This window comes from Saccharothrix syringae, from assembly GCF_009498035.1.
GTDB classification, from domain to species: domain Bacteria; phylum Actinomycetota; class Actinomycetes; order Mycobacteriales; family Pseudonocardiaceae; genus Actinosynnema; species Actinosynnema syringae.
Genome location: NZ_CP034550.1, coordinates 3,501,284 through 3,518,570, shown reverse-complemented (window position 1 = coordinate 3,518,570; position 17,287 = coordinate 3,501,284). Strand labels below are relative to the sequence as shown.

Sequence of the window (17,287 nt, the reverse complement as noted above, 5' to 3'; positions counted from 1 at the left end):
CGTCAGCGGGCCTCGCCGAGCCGGGACGCGCGCAGGAGGTCGAGCCGGTCGGCGCCGCCGGTTCCCGGGGCCGCCGTGCAGGTGACGATGCGCAGGTCGACGCCGGGCACGGTCAGCACGTCGCAGTCCACCGTGATGTCACCCAGCTCGGGATGGCCGATCGTCTTGACGTCGCCGGTGAGCTGCCCCGTGCCCGCCACCGACCACAGCTCGCCGAAGAAGGGCGAGGCCGCCCGCAAGCCGTCCACGAGCGCCGCCAGTTCCGGGTCGGCCGGGTAGCGGGAGACCGCCTCGCGCAGGTCCGCGACGATCGCGGTCTCGAAAGCGCGCGGTCCGGCTGTCGAGGTGACCGGGCGCAGGTGCCGGCGGCCCTCGCCCGTAGATCGCCGAGGCGGTCGACGAGGCGGCGGATGCTCGGCGGCACGTGGGTGCCGACGGTCTGGTCGCGGGGCGCGAGCAGGCCCGCGACGCGGAAGAGCCGGTCACGTTCGGCGAGGGAGAGCCGCAGCGCGCGGGCCAGGGCCGAGACCACCTGGGCGGACGGGTTGGTGGCCGGCCCTGCTCCAGCCGCAGCACGTACTCGTGGGAGAGGCCGGCGAGCTCGGCGAGTTCCTCGCGGCGCAGGCCGGGGGCGCGCCGGCGAGCCGACCGGGCGTAGCCGGCACCGGCCGGGTCGAGGCGGTCGCGCCAGCCGCGCACCAAGGCACCGAAGCTCAGGTCGTTCACCCCTCCATGGTCGCACCGGGCGTGCCCTGCACCGCGGTCACCATGCGGGCGAGCGCGGCGCGCATGTAGCGGGTCCACAGCGGCTTGAACGGCCCGGCAACGATCCAGCGGCGGCCGGGCAGCGGCCGGAAGTCGTAGGTCCACCGGATCGACGTGCCGGTGCCGTCGGGGAGGAACGACCACTCGCCGCGCACCCCGGAGACCAGCCTGGCCAGCACGTTGGTGAAGCCGCCGAGCTCGTAGGCGAACCCGTGCCCGTCCACGACCTCGGTGAGCCGCTCGTCGGCCTTGGAGCCGTCGGTGAACCAGGTCCGGCGCGAGGTCCCCGGCCGGTCCCAGGTGCCGGTCTGGTCGCGCACCTCCGGCTGGACGCCGCACGGGCGAAGACGGTGATCGGAACGCTCTTCTTCGTCATGCCACCAGCATCACGGGCCACGCCCGTCCGAGGCAGACACCTGTCAGTACACACCCTCGCGGTCTCGCCGTGGGGACGGACTCGGCGGCGCCGATCAGCGTCGACCTGCCGCGCCGTGCGCTCCCACCGCGGAGTCGTCCCCCGCTGGGGCGGGTCTTGCGGCGCGGTGGCGTGGATACCGGCCCCGGACGGGGCGCCGGTCACGGCCGCTCCTGGAGCATCGTCGCGATGCGGCCCATGAGGCCCGGCATGTCGCCGCGTTCGCCGTCCAGGAGCCACTGGGCGATCTGCACGGAGGCGTCCACGACGGCTGTGGCGCGGTCGTGGCGGCGGTCGCCGAAGCGCCGCCACAGGTCCTCGTCGAGGCGGTCGGCGGCGAGGAGGAGTTCGGTGAGCACCCAGGCGTCCTCCAGGGCCTGGGCCGCGCCCTGGGCCAGGGTGGGCGGGCACGAGTGCGCCGCGTCGCCGACGAGCACCACCCGGCCGCGGTGCCAGGGCCGCTCCAGGACGTGGGACTCGAACCAGGTGTAGTTCGGCTCGCCCATGTGCTCCCGGATGAACCCCCAGTGGCCCCCGTAGCCGGCGGCCAGGCCGCGCACCACCTCCAGCCGCTGCCCCGCGTCCAGTCCGGTGCGGTCCCGGGCCCGCTCCACCAGGTAGGCGTAGATCGTGTCCGACCCGGTCGGGCAGTAACCGGCGATGAAGCACGGCCCGCCGTAGACCAGCTCCGTGCGGGTCAGCCCGGCCGGTCGCGGGGCGGTGACCCGCCAGATGCCCATGCCGGTGGGCCGCGGCTCCACGTCGATCCCGACCGCCCGGCGGGTGGACGAGCGGATGCCGTCGGCCCCCACCACCAGGTCGTAGCGCCCGGAGGAACCGTCGTCGAAGGTCACGTCGACGCCGTGCTCGTCCTGGGCCAGCCCCGTGAAGGCGACACCGGTGCGCACCGCCGCGCCCGCCTCGCGGGCCCGGTCGACCAGCACGCGGGCGAGGTCCGGGCGGCGCATGCCCAGCGTCGCGGGCAGGTCCTCGCCCTCGGCGCGCCGGTCGTCCGCCTCGACGAGCAGCCCGCCGTCGGGGCTGCGCAGCGCCACGCCGTCGAAGGCGTAGCCGAGGTCGCGCACCCGCTCCCACACGCCGAGGTCCCGCAGCACCCGCAGGGCGTTGCGCTGGAGCGTGATGCCCGCCCCGCGCAGGCCCACGTCGGGTTCGCGCTCGACCACGTCGACCTCGACCCCGGCCTCCGCCAGCCGGACCGCGGTGGCGGTGCCCGCCGCACCCGCACCCACCACCAGCACCGCGCGCACACTCGTCATGACCGCTCCTCACCCCAGGATGACGAGGTCCCAGTGGATCACGTGGCGGGCCGCGTGCGCCAAGCACCCGGCCGGTGACCGCGCAGGGCACGGCCCGGGGCCGGTGAGGGGGTGGCGAGGGTCCGGGGGCTCTCGCTCGGGCCGGCCGCCCGGTCGTGGTGGACCTGGCGGCGCACTCCCCCGGGCTGACCGGTCCGGCGGTCCCGGTGAGCGGCGGCGGTCCCGACCGGGCGGCGGGTCAGTCCGTGCTGACCGGGCCGCCCGACCGCTCCCAGCCGTCGATGCCGTCGCGCATCACGTGGACGTTGTCGTAGCCCAGCGCCATCGCCCGGCGGGCCGCCGCCGGGGCCGCGCCGCAGCTGCGGTCGCGGCAGTAGAAGACCAGGGCGGTCGACCGGTCATCCGGCAGCACCTCCCCCACCGCCGCCGGGTCGACGAGGACCGCCCCGGGCACGTGCCCCTTCGCGTACCGCCGCGCCGGGTTGGCGTCGAGCAGCGTCAGCTCCGGCAACCGCCGGGCCACCTCCGACACCGAGATCTCGGGGACCTCCCGCTTCACGCCGGGCACCGCTTCCTCCTCCGCTCGCGCCGCGCACCCGGCGCGGCAGCCACCAGTTCCACCGACCCAGCAGGCCGGCCAGGGCCGGGACGAGCAGGGCGCGCACCACGGTGGCGTCCAGCAGGACCCCGAACCCCAGCGCGGTGGCGAAGATCCTGACCTCGGTGGCGGGCGCGGCCGACATCGCCGCGAACGCGAGGAACAGGATCAGCGCCGCGCTGGTGACCAGCCTGCCGGTGCGCGCGACGCCGGCCACGACCGCCGCGTCGGTGTCCCGCACCGCGTCGTACTCCTCGCGCACCCGCGCCAGGATGAACACCTCGTAGTCGATCGAGAGGCCGAACAGGAACGCGAACACCATCGCCGGTATCCAGAAGGTGATCGCGCCCGTCGGCGGGATGCCGTAGAGCAGCTCGCCGCCCCGGCCCCACTGCCAGAAGAACACCACCGCGCCGAACGTGGCCGCGAGCGACAGGAAGTTCAGCAGCACCGCCTTCAGCGGCAGCACGACCGAGCGGAACGCGCGGGCCGGCAGCACGAACACGGCGAGCGTGAGCACGGCCAGCACCAGCGGCGCGTTGCCGTACACGGCGTCGCGGAAGTCCAGGTGCGTCGCCCCGACGCCGGCGACGCCCACCACGCCGGGCACGTCCCGGACCGCCTCCCGGACGCCCTCCACCACCCCCACCGAGGTGGCGCTGACGGTCTCGCGGTCGGGCAGGGCCACCACGTCGGTGTAGCCGTCCCGGGCGGGCGAGTCCACCGCGAACGCCACCCCCGGCACGTCGGCCACTGCCGCGCGCGCCGCCGCCGCGTCGCCGCGCACCAGCACCTCCACCGGGGTCAGGACCCCGGCGGGCGCGCCCGCGTCCCGCACGGCCCGCAGCGCCTCGTGCGCCGGGCCCGACCCGGACAGCGACTCCGACGACGCCTGGCCGAGCCGGAGGCCGCCCAGGGGCGCGGTCAGCACGCCCAGCACCGCCACCGCGAGCACCGCGCACGCGACGCGGTGCCGCAGCACGAACCGCACCCACGCGGTCCACCGCGGTGACGCGGTCAGCTCCCGCCGCCTGCCCGGCCAGTCGAGCCGCGGGCCGAAGGCGGCCAGCAGCGCGGGCAGCGCGGTGAGCGTCACGCCGACGCTGACCAGCGGGATGAGCATGCCCGCGTACCCGATGCTGCGCAGGAACGGCACCGGCAGCACCACCAGCGCGACCAGCCCGAGCGCGACGGTGAAACCGGAGAAGGCGACGGTGCGGCCCGCGGTCCCCACCGCGGCGACGACGGCGTCGTGGTTGCCCAGGCCGCGTTGCCGCTCCTCCCGCCACCGGGTGACCACCAGCAGCGAGTAGTCGATGGCGACACCCAGGCCCACCAGGGCGATCAGGAACTCCACCAGGGGGTTCACGTCGGCGAGGCAGGTGAGCCCGTAGAGGCCGAGGAACGTCGTGGTGATCGAGATGCCCGCGACGAGCAGGGGCACGAACGCCAGCAGCGAGCCGAAGACGAACGCCAGCACGGCGAGCGCGCCGACCGCGCCGACGGCCGTCTCGGCGAACACGCCCGGCCCGTCCACGTCGCCGCCCTGGGCGAGCACGTCCAGGCCGGTCAGCTCCGCGCGCACGCCGGGCGGCGCGGACGCGCCCAGGGCCGCGCGCACCGGCTCGGTCTCGACACCGCCGAACCCGCCGGAGCCGACGAACACCAGGGCGTGGCGCAGCCGGCCGCCGTCCAGGGAGAAGCGGGGGTCGTCGTAAACCACGCGCACGGTCGGCACGGCGGCGCCGATGCCGTCGAACACCTGCGCCGCGACGACGTCGGGGATCGGGTCGGGCGCGGCGAGCACGGCCACCAGGGGCGGCCAGGGCCATGCCGAACATCCCGGCCTCGCACAGCCGCCCGGCCAGCGCCTCCAGCATGTGCAGGCGCAGCTGCCGGAACCGCTCGCGCTCGTGCGCCACCCAGTCGTCCGCCCAGCCGGGCAGCACCTCGCGCTCCCACCGCAGTTCGGTGAAGCCGTCGCACGCCCCGAGCAGCGGGACCGGGTCCGCGCGCGTGGCGTCGAGCAGGCGGTGGCCGACCGCGGTCAGGTGGTGGACGTCCACCCACACGTCGGGCCCCAGGCCCACCGTCGGCCCGGTCAGCACGACCAGCCCGGCGTGCCGCTGCCGCAGCTGCCACAGGCCCGTCCGCAGGGAGCCCTGCGCCTTGCTCTCCACCGTGTCCGGCCACAGCGCTTCCGCCAGCCTCGACCGGGTCGACGGGCCGCACAGCGCCACGAAGGCCACGATGCGCGTCACGCTGCTGCGCGTGGAGCCGATCGGCTCGCCGTCCACGGTCATCTCACCCAGCAGGACCAACCGGCGGCACCTCCCGGTCGCCACCACCTCGTTTTCACCCATCGCACGGCCCCCTCCCTGCACACCAAACGGATATTCGACGCGAGGAGCCTGAAATCGGCACGGCGCCGCCGCGCATAATCCGTTGAAGATTGGATTAACGCCCGACGGCGCCCCCGACTCCACCCCGCCCTCGCCCCGATGGCGGATGCACCGCGTTGTGCGTCGAAAAGATCCAGCCCCCCGACCAGCGAGTTCACCCTCGCACCACGACCACCTTCCCCACAGATCCCTGGCAGGTCAAGAAATTCTTCGGCGCCCCTCATCCGTTCGATGTAATTGGTTCGCACATAGTGACCACACGGCCGCGAATCGTTGTCCGCACTTCTCGGTATCCCACCGCGCACCGCCCCGCGGTGAACCAACAAAGGCCGCCGGCGGATATCGGGAACGCGTTGACGCGCCGATGACGGGTGGATGACAGCCCGCTGCCAGGATCGCCGCACACCGACCGAACACCGGGGTCCCGCCATGCGAATGACCGTCTTCCGCGCGCTGCGCGCGCTCGCCGTCGCCCTCCTCCTGCCGACCTCCGTCACGCCCGCGCACGCGGCCGGGCACCCCGGTGGGCGCTCGGAGTGGCCCATGTGGCAGCACGACGTGCGGGGCAGCAGGCACAACGCGGACGAGGTCCGGATCACCCGGCGCACCGCGGCGGACCTGGCGCCCCGGTGGGCCTTCGTGTTCCCCGACTCCGACGGGATGCAGTCGAGCCAGCCCGCGGTGGTCGACGGCGGCGTGTACGTGGGCGGCCACAACGGCGTGCTCTACGCCCTCGACGCCCGCACCGGCGCGACCCGGTGGTCCTTCGACACCCACGCGGTGACCGGCCCCGCGCCGAACCCGCTGCGCGACGGCCCGACCGTCGCCGGCGGCACCGTCTACTTCGGGGATTCGAAGGGCGGCGTCTACGCGCTCGACCAGGCGACCGGCCGGTTGCGCTGGCGCACCGCCGCCGACACCCACCCGGCCGCGATCATCACCGGCTCGCCCCTGCTGTGGCGCGACGTGCTGATTGTCGGCGTGTCCAGCAAGGAGTACCTGTTCGCGGCCGACGACGACTACCCGTGCTGCACCTTCCGCGGCAGCACCGTCGCGCTCGACGCGCGGACCGGCGCGCTCCGGTGGCGCGACCACACCACGCCGCCGCCGGTGCGGACCGGCGAGACGTCCACCGGCGTGCCGGTCTTCGCGCCCAGCGGCGCCGCCGTGTGGTCCTCCCCCGCGATCGACCCGCGCACCGGCACGGTGTTCGTCGGCACCGGCAACAACTACAGCGGCACCGGGGGCGACAGCGACAGCGTGATCGCGCTCGACGCCGAGACCGGCCGGCGGCGGTGGACGCAGCAGGCCACCCACCCCGACACGTGGACGTTGCAGTGCTTCAAGGGCGTCAACGAGCGCTGCCCGGTGCCCGGCCCGAACCACGACTTCGGCGCGAGCCCCAACGTCTTCCGCGTCGGCGACCGGACCGTCGTCGGGGTCGGCCAGAAGAGCGGCGTCTACCACCTCTTCGACGCCGCGACGGGCGCCGTGCTGTGGCGCACGGCGCTCAGCTCCGGTCAGGCGGCCGGCATCCAGTGGGGCACCAGCTACGACGGCAGGCGCATCTACGCGGCCACCTACCACGCCCACCCGGGCGCGCTGCACGCCATCGCCCCGGCGACCGGGGCCGTGCTGTGGCGGGCGGAGCTGCCCGCCGACGCCTGCACCACCGGTGGCGCGGCGACGGTCCCGGACGCGTGCGACCTGGCGCACGGCACCGCGGTGTCCAGCGTGCCGGGCGTGGTGTTCGAGGGCAGCGAGGACGGGCGAATCCGCGCCTACGCCGCCGAGGACGGGCGGGTGCTGTGGCAGTACGACACCGTGCGGGAGTTCACCGGCGTCAACGGTCTGACCGGCCGGGGCGGGTCGATCAGCTCGGCAGGCGGCGCGGTGGTGGCCGGCGGGATGCTGTTCGTCAACTCCGGGTACGTGTTCGGCACGGGCATCCGCGGTGGCGTGCTGATCGCGTTCGGGCTACCGCGCGGGCGGTGACGCGGTCGGGCTGTTGCCGGCTCCACGGTGGACTCGGCTCAGCACGCGGTGGTCCCGTCGGCGCGGCCCGCAGGCGGTGGCCGGCTCGCCCACCCCTGCCGGCTGATGGCTCTGGCGCACCGCGGGGGTCACCCGGCCCACGACCGGCTCCGGCGCCGGGTGTGGACCTCGCCCTCGCGGGTGGGATGCCCGGTGATGTCGGTGAGCCAGGCGTGCCGGATCGACCGCGATGACCAGATCCCGAGGCTCCACACGCCCGAGCCTGGGGCCCGGCCACCGACCCGGGACCCCGCCGGCCAACGCGTGGCGCGGACCTTGTCCCCGCGCAAGCGCGTTGGCGAACCCGGCCGACGTTCCCCAGGCCCGGACCGGGTGTCGCGGCTGTTGCCGGGCACCGATGCACCGCACCCGGCAACAGCCTTTCGCATCACGCGAAACCGCCCGTGGCGTCAGAGTTCTCGTTCAACGGCCCCCGACGCCCTGTCGGACTACGCTGGTCCCAGGATGACGTAACCACCGGTCCCGAGCTTGTAGCCGCCCTTGCCGGCGCAGTAGGCGTACGACCACGAGTAGCTGCTCCCCGAGATGGACACCTTGTTGCCGTACGCCCAACTCCCGTTCTTGCACTGCGCCGAAGCCTGCACCCTGTACCCCGAGGGGTACCCCTTGCAGCCCTCGCCGTAGGTGTTCTCGTCGTGCCATCCGCCGTAGCAGGACCCGGCGGCGGCCTGGATCGGCCCCGAGTCCGCTTGGGCGGCCCCCACGCTCACAGCGGGCAGGGCCAAAAAGGCACCCCCGGCGACTGCCAGTGCGGCGATGTGCCTGCGCATGTGACACCTTTCGATCGTTCCCCCGAGCTGCCGTGCCCGGAAAGCGCGGCTTCACCGCAATCCAGACCGCAACTCCCTGACCTGCGCCGACTACGTTGCCAGGAGTTTTTGGGGAGATTTTGGGGAAAATCTGGAACCACCTTCCGGATCACCCATGCGGTCGACCGCGTGACGAACGCGGTCTCCGTCCTGCGGATTCGAGCCCCGATGCCCCGGGAGCAGCTCAAGTTCCCCATGGCGCGGGACTTCAGCAGCGGCCAGCGCGTCGGCACGGTCTCGACAGCACGAGGGCCAGGTTGAGCCCACTGCCGGCGAAAAGTAGCGCGATCGCTACAAGCCGGTCTCCCGCGCCGGTCAGACGTGCTCAAGAACGAACCTGTCCACCGCTTTGCACGTGGTGTTCGGCAACGACTCAGGGCTTGTCGGCGTGGAATGACGGCAAGCCGATCACGCTATTCGTCAATCGTGCTGCTCACCCGTGACCAGATCAGCGGTTTGCAGCATCGCGGAGAACCGGCCGAACCTGCCGCCGACCGCCACCAGCAGGATACGGTGAGCCCGACGTCGGCGATCACGTCAACGACGGACCGAGAGCACGCCCACGGCGATCTCACCGATCACCGACGGCAACCCGCACCGCACGGCGGGTGCGTCGAACACCCGTGCCAACACGACGATCAACGCCAGGCCGGCCGGCAGCACAGCGGGGCAGGTGCGGCCCGCCGGTCCCCGCCCGCCGGCGCACTCGGTCGAAACCGGTCGGCCGCGCCCGGTGCGAACAGCTCCGCGGTGGCCCGCGCCTCGTCGTGCACCGGGTTCACCGCGAAGAAGCCTCGCCGTCGGATCGCCGCGAGCCTGTCGACGACGGCGACTCCGGTCGGGAAACCGGCGCGAACGACCGGACGCCGACCGGAACGCGTCATCCGTCACAGCATTCCGATTGGCTCGGCGCGCAGCGGGCTCGCCCGGCTGTCCGGGGCGAAGAGCAGTTGCCGGTTCAAGGCCGGATCGTCGTGGAACCACGCCAACGCCTCGTTCCGCGGCAACGCTCACCGCGTGATCGCCGCAGCGGCGGCCCGGCGTGCCCACCACCGGTCGGGCGGCTCCGCGCGGTGCAGCAGCCGCGTCGGCACCTCCCGTCCCAGCAGAACCGTCTTAGCGGACAGGGAGGCGACCAGTGCCTGCACACTCGAAGTGATCATGAGGATGCCGGCCGACTCGAGTGGTTCGACGAAGGCGCAGGAGTTTCCGATCCCCATCACGTTCCCGCGCAACGCCTTCTCGTGCCCGCCAACGCGGAACCGGACCACGCGTGCGCCGGGGCGGGTTCGGGCCGGGACCTCGGACCTCCTCGCCGGCGGTGCGGCCCGCGGTGTCGCGCCGATGACCGCGCAGAATGTATTCCACATGGCCAAGAAACAGGCCGACCAGTCCTGCGGTTGCGAACACACCACTTGTGCAAGTAGCCTGTGAACAGGTGGCGAAAATGTCGGGAGGGCATTCTTTCGACCCCTGGGGGTGTTCATGCGCGTTATTGCTGCCATCATGCTGTCGATCTTGTTCGTTCCCGTTCCCGTCTCGGCCGCCTCGTCGAACACCTGGTTGGCGCAGCGGTTGGCCCATTCGGTGAGCACTCGGGACGCCATGGCTTCGGTGCGCGCCTTCGACGCGGCAGCCCGGACCGGAGGTGGCAACCGGGCCTCGGGTTCAGCCGGCTTTGAAATGTCCCGCGCCTACCTGGAAAGTGTGCTGAAAAGCGCCGGATACCGGGTGACCACGCAATCCGTGCCCTATCGCGAGTTCACCGTCGACAGCGAATCCCTGATCACCTCCGCCGGTGTCCGGGTGCGGGTGCTCATGGCCCAGTACGGGCCGTCGGCACGGGTTGAGGGCGTCATCGCCCGCGCGACCGCGTCCGGGTGCGCCTCCGCCGACTACCCGCCGGGCACCGCCATCGCGGTCGCGCCCAGCGGTGCCTGCACGACCGCGGCGAAGACGGTCGCCGCCTCGGAGGCCGGTGCGCGCGCCCTGCTGGTCTACGACCCGTCGCCGGTGGTGGACTCGGTGATCCGCCGCCAGGCCGGTGGGACCGTGCTGCCGGTGGCGTTCGTCAGCCAGCGCGACGCGGAGTCGTTGTCCGGGAGCGGCGTCCTGGAGCTGAGCGGGCGATCCTCCGACGCGACCACGGTGAACGTGTTCGCCGAAACCGCGGGCGGGCGGGCGGACCACGTCGTGATGGCCGGCGCCCACCTGGACAGCGGCGAGGACGGACCCGGCGTCAACGACAACGCCACCAGCGTCTCGGCGCTGCTGGAGACCGCCGTGCGGCTCGCACCGCACCAGCACCGGGTCCCGAACCGGGTGCGCTTCGCGTTCTGGGGCGCCGAGGAGCTGATCAACGTCGGCTCGACCCACTACGTCGGCACCCGCACGCCCGCGGAGCTGGCCGCGATCCGGCTCTACCTGAACTGGGAGCTGATCGCCTCGCCGAACTTCGTGCGGTTCGTGGTCGACGGCGACGACAGCGACCACCCGGACGTCGGCGCGCCCGCGGGACCACCCGGCTCCGGCGCGGTGGAGGCCGTGCTGGCCCGGGGGTACCGCGTGCAGGGCCTGCCGTTCCGCACCGCCGACCTCAACGACATCCGATCCGACCAGGAGCCGTTCGCTCGCGCCGGGGTGCCGGTGGGCGGGGCGTTCGGCGGGGTGCGGGGCATCAAGACCGCCGAGGAGGCCGCGGTGTTCGGCGGCGTCGCCGGGCAGCCCTACGACCCCTGCTACCACCAGCCGTGCGACGACCTGTCCAACGTGCACGTCCGGGCGTTGGGCGAGGCGATGCGCGCGATGGCGTGGGCCATCGGGCGGTTCGCCGTGGACGACGACCTGAGCCGGTGAGAGGAGGTGTCCCCGATGGACTACCCGCACTAGGTGAACAGTGACGCGGTGGGGTGCGGGGAACCGTGCCCCACCGACCCGAGAGGAGAACGGTGAGCAGCATCTTCGCCCCGCTGTCGGACGCCATGCTCGCCGACCCGTACGCGGTGTACGCGCGGCTGCGGGCCGAGGACCCCGTGCACCGGCACGAGCAGCTGGCCGCCTGGGTGCTCACCCGGCACGACGACTGCACCCGCGTCCTCAAGGACACCGACGTCTTCGGCTCGGACCCGCGGGCGCTGGGGAAACCGATCCCCGAGCAGGTGCTGAGCGTGCAGACCCTCGACCCGCCCGAGCACACCGCCGTGCGGCGCCGGTTCGTCGACGCGATCCGGCGCCAGGAGGTCGCGGGCTGGTCGGACGGCGTGCGGCAGGCGGCGGAGGAGTTGGTCGGCCGGCTCGACGGCGTGGTCGACCTCGTGGCGCAGGTGGCCGAACCCCTGGCGCTGCGGGCGGTCTGCGCGCTCTACGGCATACCCGTGCCGGACGATCACGAACAGCTGCGGTCGGCCTCGCGCACGCTGGTGCTCGGCATGGACTCCGGCCTCGCCCCCGAGCGCCGCGAACCGTCGTTGGCCGCCCGGGAGACGATCAACGCGATGATCGACCGGTGGCGCGGCGCGGCGGGACCGGTCGGCGTGCTGGCGGCGGTGCCACCCGACGACCGGGTGCTGCGCAATTCGCTGCGCGCGGTGTTCGACGCCGGCTACTCGACCACGGCCAACCTGCTCGGCAACGCGGTGGCGTGGCTGGTCGGGAACGGCCCGTGCCGCGGCGCGGACCTGGCGGCGCTCGACGGCCGCGGCGTCGAGGAGCTGATCCGGCTCACCGGTCCGGTGCAGGTGGTCAGCAGGCACTGCAAGGCGGACGTCGAACTGCGCGGGCGGCACCTGGCACGGGGTGACGTGGTGGTGGTCGTGCTGGCCGGGGCCAATCGCGACCCCGAGGTGTTCCCCGATCCGGACACCGCGGACTTCACCCGCAACCCCAACCCGCACCTGGGGTTGGGGCGGGGCACGCACTCCTGCTTCGGCGGCCACCTGGGCAGGCAGGTGCTGTCGGCGCTGCTGCACGCGCTGGGTCGGGTGACGCGCCTCGAACCTGCCGGCGCCCCGGCGCAACGGCCGACCGCCACCCAGCGAGGGCTGGACCACCTGCCGGTGCGCGTGGTCAGGTGAACCGACGGCACCCGGAGCCGCCGACCACCGGGCCGGTGGCGTGACCGGTGAACCGACTCCGCGGGACCCACGGCGCGTCATCCCCGTCAAAGCCGGGGCGGTTCAACCGCCGAGAGCAGCGAACGCCTCATCTTCGGCAGGTGCGGCCTTCGGTTCCGCGTCCGGGCACCATCGGGCGTCCGACCAGCTCAGCCCTGGCCTATAACCGCGCGCTCGTCAGCAACCACAGGATCTCGGTGTAGAGCCAGACAAGCGTCATCACCAGCCCGAACGCCAGGTACCACGCCCACGACGCCGGCACGCCGTCCCTGATCATCCGATCGGCCGCGGCGAAGCTGAGCAGGAAGCTGAACGCGGCGAGGCAGATGGACAGCAGGGAGAACAGCACACCCATGACGCCGATGTCGCGCAGCCCGAGGTCCACACCGACGACGGACCCGAGCAGGACGTCCACGAGGACGGTGAGCAGGAATCCGACCAGGACGACGATGAACCACTTCACGCGCCGGGTCGTCAGCCGCACCAGCCGCAGCTTGTAGACGGCGAGCACGACGACGAACACCGAGATCGTGGCGATCACGGCCTGCATGGCCACACCTGGTGCGACCGTCTCGGACACCCGGGTCGTCGTGCCGAGCACCACGCCCTGGGCGACGGCGTAGAGCAGGGCGAGCACGGCGCTGTCCCTGGGCCGGAAAGTGAGGTAGACGGCCAACCCGAGCGCCACCGGCAGCGCCACGGTGACCGGGACCCAGCTCCCGACCTGGAGGGTGACGACCGTCGAGGCCACTGTCGAGGCGAGGACGGCGGCGGTCTTGGTGACGACGTCGTCGGTGGTCATCCCGCGGCCGCGGCCGATCTGCCGGTACGCGGGGTGTCGGGCAGGCGCCGCCTTGCCGGGTTTGGCGGACGCGGCCGGGGTGGAGCTCAGCAGGCTGCGGATCGGGGGGTTGGTGGTCGTGCGCACGCTCGCCTCCGTCGTGGGGTGTCGGTGGGGTGCGGCTGTCCGCGGCCGCTCAGGTCACCTCCTCGACCCGCCGGTCACCGGCGCTGTCGCGCAGCGCCCGGTTGACCTCGCGCACATCACCGAAACCGGTGTCGCCCGCAGGTGGCTCGGCGAAGGGCAGCGTGGTGGTGAGGTGGTCGCACCACGGCGCTGGGACGGTGATCGGGCGGCGGATGCCGGTGAGCAGCACCGCCTGGACGGCTTCGGTGCCGTGCTGGTGCAGGGCCAGCCGCAGCCGGCCGTGCAGGCCGTGGTGCTGGGCGACCCTGGTGTTGAGCAGGCGCTCGCCGATCGAGGAGCCGATCTGCGACAGGTCGGAGCCGCGCAGCTGGAGGATCTTGGTCCGCACGGGTTGGTGCGCGTCCCGGGGCAGGCCGCGGCAGCGCAGCACGACCTGCGGACCGGTGTGCCCCTCGACCTCGCAGGTGACGTCGAAGGCGACGCGACGCTTGAAGACGCCGAACGCGATCTCGTTCTCGATGCCGAAGCCCTTGCCGGGCACGGGATCTCCGACGACCGGCGGCGGTTCGGAGTAGGCGCCCTGGAGCAGTTCGGCGAGCGAGGTGGCGCCGGTGAACAGGCGGTGCAGGCCGATCGCGACGGCGTTGTGCTCGTAGAGCTGGAGCCACGCGGGCAGCCGGGCCACGCTCGTCAGGTCCGGTGCCAGCAGCGCGGCCTCCTCGGCGCGGGACAGGGCGTCGTCGCGCAGCTGCTCGGTGAGCAGGCCGATGCGGCGGCGCAGCTCGATCAGGGCGAGGCTGTCGAACCGCGCGGAGTCGTGGACCTCGGTGCGCGGGCCGTCCACCTCGTCGAGGACGGCGGCGAGGACCTGCGCGGGTCGGGCGTCGGCGGGCCAGCCGCGGCGCCTGGCGTGCGCGGTGAGGCGGCGGACGGCGTGCCCGGTGAGCCAGCCGTGGCGCTCGACGAACCAGCCCCAGTCCCCGGAGGACAGGGCGTGCGCGGCTGCGAGCCGGGGCAAGCGGGGGATCAGCTCCATCATCAGGCGCTCGGCGTCCCTGATGGTGCGGCGGGTGCTGCCGGAGTCGCGCAGCGCCCACTCCAGGCGCTCGGCGTCCAGCAGTGTCTCGTGCACGTCGGGCGCGGGGCAGCCCAGCACCTCGGCCAGCACCTCGGTGGCCTTGGTGCCGAGCAGTGCACGCAGGTGTTGTCCGGTGAGCGCGGCGGGCAGCTGCGGCGGGGTGAACTCGGCGCGGATGCGGGCCGCCAGCTCCGCCCACTCCTCCGCGGTGCGCCCGGTGGAGGCGAGGTGGCGCAGCAGGTCGGAGCGCGCCATGCCGCCGACCGCCGCGCGAGCCCGCTCCGAGGACTTGACCAGCGCCACGACGTACAATTCGTGTTCCATCAGGCTCCCGTCCTGCCGCCGTACTTGGGCGGCTCCTCGCCGGTCAGCACCTCCAGCAGGCTGTCGGCTTCGTTGTGCACGCCGCCGACGTAGGGACCGACCAGGACGTCCTCCACCGCCTTGCCGAGCTTGACCAGCGCCGTGTCGATCGCTTCCTCGTCCTCGGGCAGTTCCTCGCCCGCCTCGTCGAGCTGCCGAGCCAGGCGGGCGGCCTCCACCGCGCCGCGGAACAGCCACACGGCGCGTTCTCGGTCGGTGGTGCTCGCGCGCATCCTGGGGATGCCGTGGAACAGCCTGCGGATGCCGCGATCGAGGTCCACCTCCGGCAGGGTCGCCAGCCACTCGGTCGTGTAGGCCGCGTCCAGGTGCACGGCCTCGTCCAGGGCACGCAAGGCGGCGGCCGGGACGCCGGGCATCTGGCTGCCCAACATGCCGGGGATGTCGGCCGTGACCAGGTCGGCGGCGGCGCACTCGACGACCGCCCGCAGCAGCCACGCCCGCGCCTCCCAGTGCGGGTCCGCGCGGACCCCGTCCAGGCTCAGGCGGGCGGTGACGAACGCGGACGCGCGCATGGCTCTGCGGGCCCGGTCCATGCCCTCGCCCAGCGACATGGCGCGGGCGGCGTGGCGCAGCTCGTCCTCGATGGTCTCGGCCTCGGCCGCGCCGGGGTCCCCGGGGTGCAGTTCCTCGGTCATGCGCCGGGCGATGTGGCGGGGGTGGGCGCGCAGGGCGTCGAGGAACGCCGCGTTGAACGTCCGCTCGTCGGTGCCCGGGTCGTCGCCGAGCCGGGCCAACTCCGCCCAGGCCACCTCGGCTTGCGCTCGCGCCTCGGGGGTGTCGGTCCCGTCGTGCTCGGGCACGGCGTGGTCGGTGGCGTCGCGCACCACCAGCACGCCGCGCCGCGCGTCTGCCAGCACCGCCGACAGGTGCTCGTCCACGACGGAGTAGGGCTGCACGAACAACGCGGCCTCGTCACCCTCGACCGAAGGCAGGTAGCGGGTGAGGAAGGCGGTGTGCCGGGTGAACACGTCGGAGGGGTCGATGCCCTGGGCCCGCAGCGCCCGCCGCCACTCGTGGCGCAGCATCGGCGCGACCTGGTCACGCCACCGCAGGAACGCGACCTCGACGGCCGGGCTCTCGTCGGGCACCACGTCGCGCAGCACCGCGTCGAGGAACCGGCCCGCGGCGAGCTGCCGTGCCGGGGCGTGCGGCTTGCCCGCCGCCGCGTCGAGGTTGGTGACCACCTCGTCGAGCCGCTTGCGCCAGACCTCGCGGCTCTTGATCAGCTGCGGGACGTTGTTGGTGTAGTACAGGTCGACGTCGATCTCCTCCGGCTCGGCGAGCTTGATCACCGTGCCGGTCAGCTCGTCGAACTTCTCCACCAGCAGGACCGTGGGGTCCCACTTGAGCACGCGCTCCTCCTTGGTCGCACGCTCGTAGGACTCCAAGTCGGCGGTGAGCCACTTGATGTCGGCTTCGATGCGGTCGCGACGGAGCTTGGCGTCCACCGTCAACCGCCGGGCCAGCACTCGCTGGTGCGCCTCCTCCAGGTCCCGGTACGCCTCGCTGCTGAGCAGGTCCGGGTGCAGCACGACGTGGACGCTCGCGCCGGGGCCGCCGGAGCGGGTGGTGCGCAGGCAGGGCAGCAGCGCCACCACTCCCCCGCCGTCGGTGTCGGCGCGGGCGGGCCGCAGGAACGCCTTGTGCGGGTGGTCGGCCGCCCGGTCGGCCAGGTCGCGGACAGCCTGGCCGAACGCGGTGACGTCGGCTCGGCGGACCTCGACCACCTCGACCAGGTTGGTCTCGCGTTGCAGCGCTCGCAGGCCGTTGACCAGTTCGCGCACCAGGCCGCGCGCGGTCGGCGTGGCGGCGTCCCCCACCGCGGCACGCCGGGCGTCGAACACCGACGGCAGCCTGACCGCGGAGTCCCGGCCGGCCAGCCCGGCCGAGACGTGGGTCAGGCCGACGCCGATGAAGTCCTCGACCTGGGGGCCGGAGGTCGGGTCGACCAGGCCGTTGACGCGCAGGGACGTGATCAGCGCCGACTGCACCACGTGCTGGCGGATGTCGGGCAGCCCCTCGCCCACGGCCAGCACCTCGACCGGGCCCTGGTCGTCCACCACGACCCAGACCCGCACCAGGCTGCCCGGCAACACCGCGCGCACCTGCCTGGCCAGCGCCGCCCTGGGGCCCCAGGACAGCGGCTCGGGGACGAGCGGCCCGCACTCCTCGGGGTCCTCGGCACGGCCCAGCAGCGCCGCGAGCGGCTCCTCGGGGTCGGGCACCGGCACGTCCAGCCCTAACGCCTTGGCGTGGAGCACCAGGGCCAGGTCCTCGTCCGGGTCGTCGAACAGCGACGCGTCGGCCGCCCGCTGCCGCCAGTACTGCCACAGCCCCGAGACGACCGGCAGCTGCGCTGCGGGCCGAGTGTCGCGGAACTCCTGCTTGACCCGCTCGGCCTCCTCCGGCTCCCAGGCGAACGGGGCCTTGAGGAACAACTCGTCGAACACGCCTTCGGTCATAG

Annotated in this window: 13 protein-coding genes and 1 pseudogene; 3 read left to right on the top strand and 11 right to left on the bottom strand. The window is 73.5% G+C overall.

All coding sequences use genetic code 11. From position 1 onward, the window contains the following. Positions 1 to 2 precede the first annotated feature (2 nt). The 6 genes and pseudogenes from EKG83_RS47810 to EKG83_RS15800 all read right to left on the bottom strand — a co-directional run bounded on the left by EKG83_RS47810 (position 3) and on the right by EKG83_RS15800 (position 4,868). Entirely contained in the window at positions 3 to 299 is a 297-nt protein-coding gene (locus tag EKG83_RS47810) for an MmyB family transcriptional regulator (RefSeq protein WP_248782389.1), read from the bottom strand. Between the two features lie 283 nt (positions 300 to 582). Beyond that, positions 583 to 699 (bottom strand): annotated as a pseudogene (locus EKG83_RS47805) (transcriptional regulator); the annotation flags it as partial. A gap of 23 nt (positions 700 to 722) precedes the next feature. Continuing rightward, positions 723 to 1,085: an SRPBCC family protein gene (locus tag EKG83_RS15815; protein WP_211269108.1), complete on the bottom strand. Its 363-nt coding sequence runs from the start codon at positions 1,083 to 1,085 to the stop codon at positions 723 to 725. A 256-nt stretch (positions 1,086 to 1,341) separates the two neighbouring features. Further along, positions 1,342 to 2,457 carry an FAD-dependent monooxygenase gene (locus tag EKG83_RS15810; protein WP_033431250.1) on the bottom strand — a complete coding sequence of 372 codons (1,116 nt, stop codon included), beginning with the start codon at positions 2,455 to 2,457 and terminating at the stop codon, positions 1,342 to 1,344. Positions 2,458 to 2,695: 238 nt separating this feature from the next. Next, the gene (locus EKG83_RS15805; protein ID WP_170191839.1) at positions 2,696 to 2,968 is read right to left on the bottom strand and encodes a rhodanese-like domain-containing protein; all 273 of its coding nucleotides are present in this window, start codon (positions 2,966 to 2,968) and stop codon (positions 2,696 to 2,698) included. Beyond that, entirely contained in the window at positions 2,856 to 4,868 is a 2,013-nt protein-coding gene (locus EKG83_RS15800) for an MMPL family transporter (RefSeq protein WP_051765839.1), read from the bottom strand. The genes EKG83_RS15805 and EKG83_RS15800 overlap by 113 nt, the downstream gene beginning before the upstream one ends. 1,018 nt (positions 4,869 to 5,886) lie before the next feature. Between EKG83_RS15800 and EKG83_RS15795 the strand changes: the two genes are divergently transcribed. Continuing rightward, positions 5,887 to 7,452: an outer membrane protein assembly factor BamB family protein gene (locus EKG83_RS15795; protein ID WP_228122631.1), complete on the top strand. Its 1,566-nt coding sequence runs from the start codon at positions 5,887 to 5,889 to the stop codon at positions 7,450 to 7,452. A gap of 488 nt (positions 7,453 to 7,940) precedes the next feature. On the opposite strand, the gene EKG83_RS15790 is transcribed toward EKG83_RS15795, so the two are convergent. Both EKG83_RS15790 and EKG83_RS47800 read right to left on the bottom strand, forming a co-directional pair. Beyond that, positions 7,941 to 8,222 (bottom strand): hypothetical protein, encoded by a 282-nt coding sequence (locus EKG83_RS15790; protein WP_153278149.1) that lies wholly within the window; start codon positions 8,220 to 8,222, stop codon positions 7,941 to 7,943. A gap of 1,109 nt (positions 8,223 to 9,331) precedes the next feature. Further along, positions 9,332 to 9,916 carry a tryptophan 7-halogenase gene (locus EKG83_RS47800; RefSeq protein ID WP_228122630.1) on the bottom strand — a complete coding sequence of 195 codons (585 nt, stop codon included), beginning with the start codon at positions 9,914 to 9,916 and terminating at the stop codon, positions 9,332 to 9,334. A 136-nt stretch (positions 9,917 to 10,052) separates the two neighbouring features. Here EKG83_RS47800 and EKG83_RS15780 point away from each other — a divergent pair, with 136 nt between their 5' ends. Continuing rightward, on the top strand, positions 10,053 to 11,177 hold the full coding sequence (locus EKG83_RS15780; RefSeq protein WP_228122629.1) for a M28 family peptidase: 1,125 nt from the start codon (positions 10,053 to 10,055) through the stop codon (positions 11,175 to 11,177). 92 nt (positions 11,178 to 11,269) lie between these two features. Then, positions 11,270 to 12,394 carry a cytochrome P450 gene (locus EKG83_RS15775; protein ID WP_033431254.1) on the top strand — a complete coding sequence of 375 codons (1,125 nt, stop codon included), beginning with the start codon at positions 11,270 to 11,272 and terminating at the stop codon, positions 12,392 to 12,394. A gap of 199 nt (positions 12,395 to 12,593) precedes the next feature. Here the strand turns inward: EKG83_RS15775 and EKG83_RS15770 are convergent, their stop codons facing one another. From EKG83_RS15770 to EKG83_RS15760, 3 genes are read right to left on the bottom strand one after another with little or no spacing between them, the layout of a single operon-like run. Next, positions 12,594 to 13,361: a Bax inhibitor-1/YccA family protein gene (locus tag EKG83_RS15770; RefSeq protein WP_033431255.1), complete on the bottom strand. Its 768-nt coding sequence runs from the start codon at positions 13,359 to 13,361 to the stop codon at positions 12,594 to 12,596. A 49-nt stretch (positions 13,362 to 13,410) separates the two neighbouring features. Next, a complete protein-coding gene (locus tag EKG83_RS15765) occupies positions 13,411 to 14,763 on the bottom strand; it encodes a hypothetical protein (protein WP_033431256.1) in 1,353 nt (450 codons plus the stop codon). After that, positions 14,763 to 17,285 (bottom strand): hypothetical protein, encoded by a 2,523-nt coding sequence (locus tag EKG83_RS15760; RefSeq protein WP_033431257.1) that lies wholly within the window; start codon positions 17,283 to 17,285, stop codon positions 14,763 to 14,765. Before EKG83_RS15760 ends, EKG83_RS15765 begins: the two co-directional genes overlap by 1 nt. Between the last annotated feature and the right edge of the window lie 2 nt (positions 17,286 to 17,287).

Coding starts and splice junctions, on each gene's coding strand:
- EKG83_RS15760 (WP_033431257.1), bottom strand. CDS start 17,285: ATGACCGAAGGCGTGTTCGACGAGTTGTTCCTCAAGGCCCCGTTCGCC.
- EKG83_RS15765 (WP_033431256.1), bottom strand. CDS start 14,763: ATGGAACACGAATTGTACGTCGTGGCGCTGGTCAAGTCCTCGGAGCGG.
- EKG83_RS15810 (WP_033431250.1), bottom strand. CDS start 2,457: ATGACGAGTGTGCGCGCGGTGCTGGTGGTGGGTGCGGGTGCGGCGGGC.
- EKG83_RS15795 (WP_228122631.1), top strand. CDS start 5,887: ATGCGAATGACCGTCTTCCGCGCGCTGCGCGCGCTCGCCGTCGCCCTC.